Source organism: Sphingomonas sp. CCH5-D11 (assembly GCF_001557395.1).
In the GTDB taxonomy this organism is placed as follows: Bacteria; Pseudomonadota; Alphaproteobacteria; order Sphingomonadales; family Sphingomonadaceae; genus Sphingomonas.
Window position 1 is genome coordinate 1 of record NZ_LSKH01000053.1, and the last position, 7,733, is coordinate 7,733.

Genomic DNA, 7,733 nt, shown 5'->3' on the forward strand with positions numbered 1-7,733 from the left:
GCCCTCCCCCCGCCCGCGTCCGAAGAAGGTCAGGTCATCGCCCCCGTACAGCGCCTGTTCGACGCTCTCGCCGCCAACAGCCCGGCCGCCATCCTGGCCGAGGTCCGCCCCGACGGCCGCGCCACCGCCGTCGTGGAGAAGGCGGACGGCAGCACCGCCGTCACCACCAGCGACTGGGCGAGCTTCGCCAACCGGCTCGGCAAGCCTGGACCGAAGCTCGCCGAGGCCTTTACCGGCCTGCCCGCGATTGAGATCGACGGGAACATCGCGATGGTCTGGGGCAGCTACACCTTCACTGTCGACGGCAAGCCCAGCCATTGCGGTACGAACCATGTCGATTTGGTCCGGGACGGCGGCCGCTGGCGGATCAACAACATCACCTGGACGCAGCGCACCACCGGCTGCGCCCAATGATTGCTGTCCCGCCGTCCACGCCTACAGGTATTTTTAAACCCATGATCACTGCCACCGCACGACATGTTGACCCGCTATGCAAAAACACGCGCAAGAGCCTTGACCTCCTGAATACCTGCGGTGACGCGGCATGATCGGCTCGCTCCTGATCGCCAATCGCGGCGAAATCGCTTGCCGCATCATCCGCACTGCCCGCGCGCTCGGCGTACGGACCATCGCGGTCTTTTCCGATGCGGACGCCGCGGCGTTGCACGTGCGCGAAGCGGATGAGGCGGTGCACATCGGCCCCTCGCCCGCGCGCGAATCATACCTCGTGGGCGCCCGCATCATTGCTGCCGCGCAGGAGACCGGCGCCGAGGCGATTCACCCCGGCTACGGCTTTCTCAGCGAGAATGCCGATTTTGCGCAGAGCGTGATTGACGCCGGCCTCGTCTGGGTTGGCCCGCGCCCCGCCAGCATCCGCGCCATGGGGCTGAAGGATGCCGCCAAGAAGCTGATGCAGGAGGCCGGCGTGCCGACGACGCCAGGCTATCTCGGCGACGACCAAACCCCCGAACGTCTGCATCGAGAGGCGGATGCAATCGGCTATCCGGTGCTGATCAAGGCAGTCGCCGGCGGCGGCGGCAAGGGCATGCGCCGCGTCGATGCATCGGAGGACTTCGCCGACGCGCTTGCCTCCTGCCGGCGCGAGGCAGCATCCAGCTTCGGCGACGATCGCGTGCTGATCGAAAAATACATCCTCGCGCCCCGCCATATCGAAGTGCAGGTGTTCGGCGACAGCCACGGCAATGTCGTCCACCTGTTCGAACGTGATTGTTCGCTTCAGCGCCGCCACCAGAAGGTGATCGAGGAGGCCCCAGCCCCGGGCATGGACGCGGCTACGCGTCAGGCGGTCTGCGCCGCGGCAGTGAAGGCGGCGCAGGCGGTGGATTATGTCGGCGCGGGCACGATCGAGTTCATCGCCGACGCCTCCGAGGGCCTCCGTGCCGACCGCATCTGGTTCATGGAAATGAACACCCGCCTCCAGGTCGAGCACCCGGTTACCGAGGCGATCACCGGTCAGGATCTGGTCGAATGGCAGTTGCACGTCGCCAGCGGAGAGCCGCTGCCGCGCCGGCAGGACGAGTTATCCATCAACGGCTGGGCAATCGAAGCGCGGCTCTATGCCGAGGATCCGGTGAAGGGCTTCCTCCCCTCGATCGGCCGGCTCGATGCGCTCGACCTCGGGGATGCGGTGCGTGTCGACACCGGCGTCGAGCAGGGCGCGGAGATCAGTCCCTTCTACGATCCGATGATCGCCAAGCTGGTCGCGCATGGCGACACGCGGGACGAGGCGCGCGAGCTGCTCGCCGATGCGCTCGATGAGGCGGTGATCTGGCCGGTGCGCACCAATGCCGGCTTCCTGGTCGAAGCGCTCGATCATCCCGATTTCGCGGCCGGCAACGTCGATACCGGCCTGATCGCTCGCGAGGGCGATGCGCTGATGCCGAGCGCGCTGCCAAGCGAGGAAGCGCTGATCGAGGCCGCCGCCGCGCTTTCGCCTGACCTGCCGATGGCAGGCTTTCGCCTCAACGCACCCGCGCGTCGCGAAGGCCGTTTTCTCCTTGCCGGCGAACCGATCTCAATCGACTTCACCGACGCTCCCGACGTGGAACTGCCCGAACCGCTCGACAGCGTGCTCATCACTGAAGGCGGCCAGACGTGGGAGCTCGCGCCCTTCCGCGCGACCGGCGCCACCGGCGGCGCAGCCGCGGACGGCGCGATCCTCTCGCCCATGCCCGGCCGCATCATCGCGGTCGAGGTCGCGACCGGCGCGGCGGTGGTGAAGGGCCAGAAGCTGGTTACGCTCGAAGCAATGAAGATGGAGCACAGCCTCGTCGCCCCGTTCGACGGCACAGTGGCGGAGCTGAACGCCGAGACCGGCGGACAGGTGACCGAAGGCACATTGCTCGTGAAGGTGGAGCGGCAGGAGGGCTGACCTTCGACCCGACCTACTGCAAAGGCGGCAGAAATCGCGCCAACGCCACACCCGCTCCGTCACCCCGGCGTTGTGCCGGGGCCCGGGGCTCCGCAAGCCTCGACCTCTAGGTTTGCGGCCAGGTGGATGCCGGGACAAGCCCGGCATGACGGGTACTATCCCAGCTGCGAGAGCGCCGCTGTCAGCCGCTCCGCTTCCGCCGCCTTCTCGGCATGGTCGGCACGCGCCTTTTCCACTGCCTCGGGCTTCGCGCGTTCGACGAAGCTCGGATTGTTGAGGCGCCCGGCCAGCCCGTCACGCTCCTTCTCCGCCGCCGCAATCGCTTTGGCGAGGCGGGTGCGTTCGGCGGCAAGATCGATCACGTCGCCCAGCGCGATGCGGAAGGTGGCTTCGTCCACCACCACCTGCGCGGTGCCGCCCGAGACCTCGCCTGGATCGATCCGCGCGAGGCGGGCGATCGTGGCTGCGTTGCGCGTCAGGCGCGCCTGCGTCTCTTCTTTGGCGTCCGCCACCGCATAAGGCAGGCGCGCGCCTGGGGGCACGTTCAGCTCCGTACGGCTGGAGCGCACCTCGCTCACCAGCCGAATCAACCAGTCGATCTCCTGCCCGGCCGCCGGATCGATCGCGCGCGCGTCCGCCATGGGCCATTGCGCGACGATCAGGTCGTGCTCGCGCGGCGCGAGCGCGTGCCACAGTTCCTCGGTGATGAACGGCATGAATGGGTGAAGGACGACCAGGATCTGGTCGAGCACCCAGCCCGCGACCGCCTTCGTCTCCTCGTCGATCGAGCCCTTGATGAGTTCGAGATACCAGTCGCAGAACTGGCTCCAGACGAACTGGTAGATCGCATTCGCCGCGGCATCGAAGCGATATTCGCCGAGCGCCAGGTCGACCGACTGGATCGCCTTGATCGTCTCGCCGACGATCCACTTGTTGACCGGATGAGTGGCGGCCGGCGGCTCCAATGTGGTCGATCCGCCGATCCCGTTCGACTGGCAGAAGCGACTCGCGTTCCACAGCTTGGTCGCGAAGTTGCGGTACCCCTCGACGCGCTTCTCATCCATCTTGATGTCGCGGCCCTGGCTTTCCATCGCCGCCATGAAGAAGCGCAAAGCATCGGCGCCATATTTGTCGATCAGGCCGAGCGGATCGACGGTATTGCCCTTGGACTTGGACATCTTCGCGCCGTCCGCCGCGCGAACCAGGCCGTGCAGGTAAAGCGTGCGGAACGGCACGTCCTTCATGAAATGCATGCCCTGCATCATCATGCGCGCATCCCAGAAGAACAGGATGTCGAAGCCCGAGATCAGCACGTCATTGGGATAGCGGCCGCCGAGCGTCGGATCGGTGTTGTCCGGCCAGCCCAGCGTCGCGAACGGCCAGAGCGCGGAGGAGAACCAGGTATCGAGCACGTCGGGGTCGCGCGTCAGGGCAACGCCCTCGCCCGCCTGCGCCTGTGCCTCGGCCTCGGTTTCGGCGACATAGGCCTTGCCGTCCGCGTCGAACCACGCCGGGATCTGGTGGCCCCACCACAATTGGCGGCTGACGCACCACGGCTGGATGTTCTCCATCCAGTTGAAGAAGGTCTTCTCCCACGTCTTGGGCACCAGCCGGATCGCGCCGGACTGCACCGCCTCGATCGCCGGCTGAGCCAGCGTCCCGGCATCGACATACCATTGGTCGGTCAGCCACGGCTCGATAACGACGCCGGAGCGATCGCCGTACGGCGTCTGGATCGTGCGCGGTTCGGCGTCATGCTCCATGCCTTCCTTGTCGACATGCGGGACGAGGACGCCATCGGCCTTCAGCCGCGCGACCACCATCTTGCGCGCGTCCGCCGTCGAGAGCCCCAGGAACTCCGCCGGGATCAGGCCGTCCGCGGTCTGCGTGACATTCGCCTTGGCATCGAGCATGTTGAGCATCTCGCCCGCCTTCATGCCGGCGCGCTTGCCCACCTCGAAATCGTTGAAGTCGTGCCCCGGCGTGATCTTCACCGCACCGGTGCCGAGCGACGGATCGGCATGTTCGTCGGCAATCACCGGGATCAGGCGGCCGGTGATCGGCAGGCGGATCTGCTTGCCGATCATGTCCTTGTAGCGCTCGTCCTCGGGATGCACGGCAACAGCCATATCGGCGAGCATCGTCTCAGGACGCGTCGTGGCGACGGTGATCGTGCCCGACCCATCGGCGAGCGGGTAGCGGATCTGCCAGAAGCTGCCCTTCACCTCGCGCGTCTCGACCTCAAGGTCGCTGATGGCAGTGCCGAGGCCCGGATCCCAGTTCACCAGCCGCTTGTCGCGATAGAGCAGGCCCTGGCGGTGAAGCTCGACGAAGACCTTGAGCACGGCCTTCGAGAAGCCCTCGTCCATCGTGAAGCGCTCGTTGGCCCAGTCCATGGAGCAGCCAAGGCGGCGCAACTGCCCGGTGATCTGACCACCGCTTTCCGCCTTCCACTCCCACACCTTCGCCACGAATTCCTCGCGACTGAAGTCGGTGCGCTTCTGCTGCTTGAGCGCCATCTGCCGCTCGACCACCATCTGGGTCGCGATGCCGGCATGATCGGTGCCGACGACCCAGAGCGCGTCCTTGCCCTTCAGTCGCGCGTGGCGCGTCAGGATGTCCTGCAGCGTATTGTCCAGCGCGTGGCCGATGTGGAGCGAGCCGGTGACATTGGGGGGCGGATTGACGATCGTCCACGGCTCCGCATGCGGGCGCTCAGGGCGGAACAGGCCGTTCTCCTCCCAATGGCTGTACCAGCGGGATTCGATTGCGGCGGGATCAAAGGTTTTCGGCAGTTCGCTCATGGCACGGCTCTACTCAGCCAGCCCGAAGCTGCAAAGCCACTGAGCAACGTCGAACGTGGCTAGTTTGGGAAGCGTGCATTACGCTGCCCGGCGGAAAAAGGAGAGGAAGGCGCGATGCTGACGGTTCATCATCTCGGAATCTCACAATCCGACCGTATCGTCTGGCTCTGCGAAGAACTGGGCATCGAATATGACCTGCGCCGTTACGAGCGCGATCCGGCGACGCGGCTTGCACCCGAGGCCTATCGCGCCCTTCATCCGTTCGGCACCGCGCCGGTCATCACCGACGGGAAGTTCGTGCTCGGCGAATCGGCCGCCATCGTGGAATATCTGATCGCCACACGCGGCGGAGAAGCGCTCGCCCGGCGCGCGGGCGATCCCGACTTCGCCGATTACCTGTTCTGGTTCAACTTCGCGAACTCGTCCATGATGCCGGCATTGATGACGTCAATGGTGGTTGGTCTGCTTGGCGGCGGCGACCGCGCCCGGCCGCTGCTGGCACGAGGCGATCGCGCTTATGCCATGATCGAGGCGCGGCTGGGGTCGTTGCCCTATCTTGCGGGCCAATCCTTCTCCGCCGCGGATATCATGATGCACTTTCCGCTCACCACGGGGCGCGTGTTCGCACCGCGGGACATATCGGGGTATCCGAACATCCTTGCCTATCTACAGCGGATCGCCGCCCGACCCGCCTATGTGCGCGCCATGGCAAAGGCGGAGCCGGATTTCACGGCGCCGCTCACCTGAACGCTGGTCGGCGCCTCAGCGGCAGCGCCTCAACGCGAATCCGTCAGCGAGCCTGTCGGGTCCACTGATCCATCCAGCCGATCACCTCGCGGTACCATTGCCGCGAGTTCTTCGGCTTCAGCACCCAATGATTCTCGTCCGGGAACACGACAAGGCGCGACGGAATGTCGCGCCGCTGGAGCGCCGTGAAAGCGGCCAGCCCCTGAGTATAGGGGATGCGGAAATCCTTTTCGCTGGTGATGACGAGTTGCGGCGTCTTCCACTTGGCGACGTGGTTGACCGGGTTCCATTTCTCGAAGGCCTGCGGGTCCTCGTAATAGGTCTTGCCGCCGTGCTCCCACTCGTCGAACCAGAGTTCCTCGGTTTCGTACGCCATGGCGCGCGCGTCGAAGACGCCGTCGTGCTGGACGATGCACTTGAACCGATCGGGCCACTGCCCTTCGATCCAGTTCATCATATAGCCGCCATAGGAAGCGCCGAGCGCGCAGGCATTGTCCCCATCGAGCCAGGTGAACTTCGCGGTTGCAGCGGCCAGACCCTTCTTCAGGTCCTCCAGCGGCCAGCCACCCCAATTGTCGCGGATCGCATCGGTGAAGGCCTGGCCATATCCCGTCGATCCGTGGAAATCGACCGCGACAAGGCCGTAACCGGCGCCCGCGAACACCGCCGGGTTCCAGCGATAGGACCAGCTGTTGTTGCTCGAACCCTGCGGCCCGCCGTGAACCATATAGGCGACCGGCACCTTGCCGGTGCTGCCGGCCGGCTTCACCGCATAGCCCCAGACGGTATCGTTGTTCGCGCCGGTAAAGCTGAACCGCTCCACCACCGGCATGTCGATGCCGGCGAGTTTGGCGGCGTTGACGCTGGTCAGCCGCTGCGGCGCGGTGCCTGTGCCAATACGGAAGAAGTCTGCCGGGGCGGTCAGCGAATCCAGCGCAACGACCGGCCCGGTCGGCGTCACCGCCACCGCGCCGACATGGCCCTGCTGCGTCAGCCGCTTCACCTCGCCGGTCTGCGCATCGACGCGGAACAGCGGCGTTTCCTGCGTGTCGTCGGCGGTGACATAGAGCGACTTGGAATCTGCGGCCCAGGCGATTGAGCCTACGGATCGGTCCCACCGTTCTGTCAGCGAGATCACCCGGCCGCTCGCTAGATCGCGCAGCATCAGCACCTGCCGATCCGCTTCATAGCCGGGACGGCGCATGGCGAACCAGGCTAGCGTGCGACCGTCGGGCGAGACAGTCGGCTGGTTATCGGTCGCCTGGTTCTCGGCGGTGAGGTTCACCGGCGCGGTGCTGCCATCCGCTGGAACCGCGAAAATGTCGAGGTTGGTCGAGGTTGGCTCGATCCGGCCCGCTTCCCGCATGGCGAAGTAGATGGTCTTCCCGTCCGGGCTCCAGGACACTTCCTCCCCGCCCCCGAACGGCTTGGAAGGCGTATCGCCGACCAGTGTGCCGACGATCGCCTGGCCATTACCCGGCGCACCTGAGGAGCCGAGCGGCAGGACGAAGAGCTGCGATCGGGTGCCATCAGCCCAGGTGTCCCAGTGGCGAACGAACAGCCGGTCATACGCCCGGCCCGAACCTGCATCGGCGCGCTTCTTCACCATCGGCAGCTCAAGGCTGGGGGCGCCCGGCCGACGATCGGCCCAGATGACGATCTTGTCACCGGTCGGCGCCACCTTGAACCCGTTGAACCCGCCAGCGAAGTTGGTCAGCTTGCGCGGCGTGCCGCCGGTGACCGGCACGGACCAGATGGCGTCGCCTGCAGTGTAATAAACGGTGCTGCCG

At 66.0% G+C, this 7,733-nt stretch carries 5 protein-coding genes; 3 read left to right on the plus strand and 2 right to left on the minus strand.

All coding sequences use genetic code 11. The features are described 5' to 3' along the window. Both AX702_RS03395 and AX702_RS03400 read left to right on the plus strand, forming a co-directional pair. Positions 1-414: DUF4440 domain-containing protein (locus AX702_RS03395; protein ID WP_066776153.1), on the plus strand; the 414-nt coding region annotated here is incomplete at its 5' end. Positions 415-544: 130 nt separating this feature from the next. Further along, a complete protein-coding gene (locus AX702_RS03400; protein ID WP_066776156.1) occupies positions 545-2,392 on the plus strand; it encodes an acetyl/propionyl/methylcrotonyl-CoA carboxylase subunit alpha in 1,848 nt (615 codons plus the stop codon). A gap of 155 nt (positions 2,393-2,547) precedes the next feature. Here the strand turns inward: AX702_RS03400 and AX702_RS03405 are convergent, their stop codons facing one another. Then, positions 2,548-5,196 carry a valine--tRNA ligase gene (locus tag AX702_RS03405; RefSeq protein WP_066776159.1) on the minus strand — a complete coding sequence of 883 codons (2,649 nt, stop codon included), beginning with the start codon at positions 5,194-5,196 and terminating at the stop codon, positions 2,548-2,550. 114 nt (positions 5,197-5,310) lie between these two features. Here AX702_RS03405 and AX702_RS03410 point away from each other — a divergent pair, with 114 nt between their 5' ends. Further along, a complete protein-coding gene (locus AX702_RS03410) occupies positions 5,311-5,943 on the plus strand; it encodes a glutathione S-transferase family protein (protein ID WP_066776162.1) in 633 nt (210 codons plus the stop codon). Positions 5,944-5,986: 43 nt separating this feature from the next. Here AX702_RS03410 and AX702_RS03415 read toward each other — a convergent pair. Beyond that, the coding region (locus tag AX702_RS03415) for a dipeptidyl-peptidase 5 (protein WP_066776165.1) at positions 5,987-7,733 on the minus strand (1,747 nt) is incomplete at its 5' end.

Excerpts from the sequence above, each read along its gene's own strand:
- AX702_RS03405 (WP_066776159.1), bottom strand. The coding sequence starts at position 5,196 with ATGAGCGAACTGCCGAAAACCTTTGATCCCGCCGCAATCGAATCCCGC.
- AX702_RS03400 (WP_066776156.1), top strand. The coding sequence starts at position 545 with ATGATCGGCTCGCTCCTGATCGCCAATCGCGGCGAAATCGCTTGCCGC.
- AX702_RS03410 (WP_066776162.1), top strand. The coding sequence starts at position 5,311 with ATGCTGACGGTTCATCATCTCGGAATCTCACAATCCGACCGTATCGTC.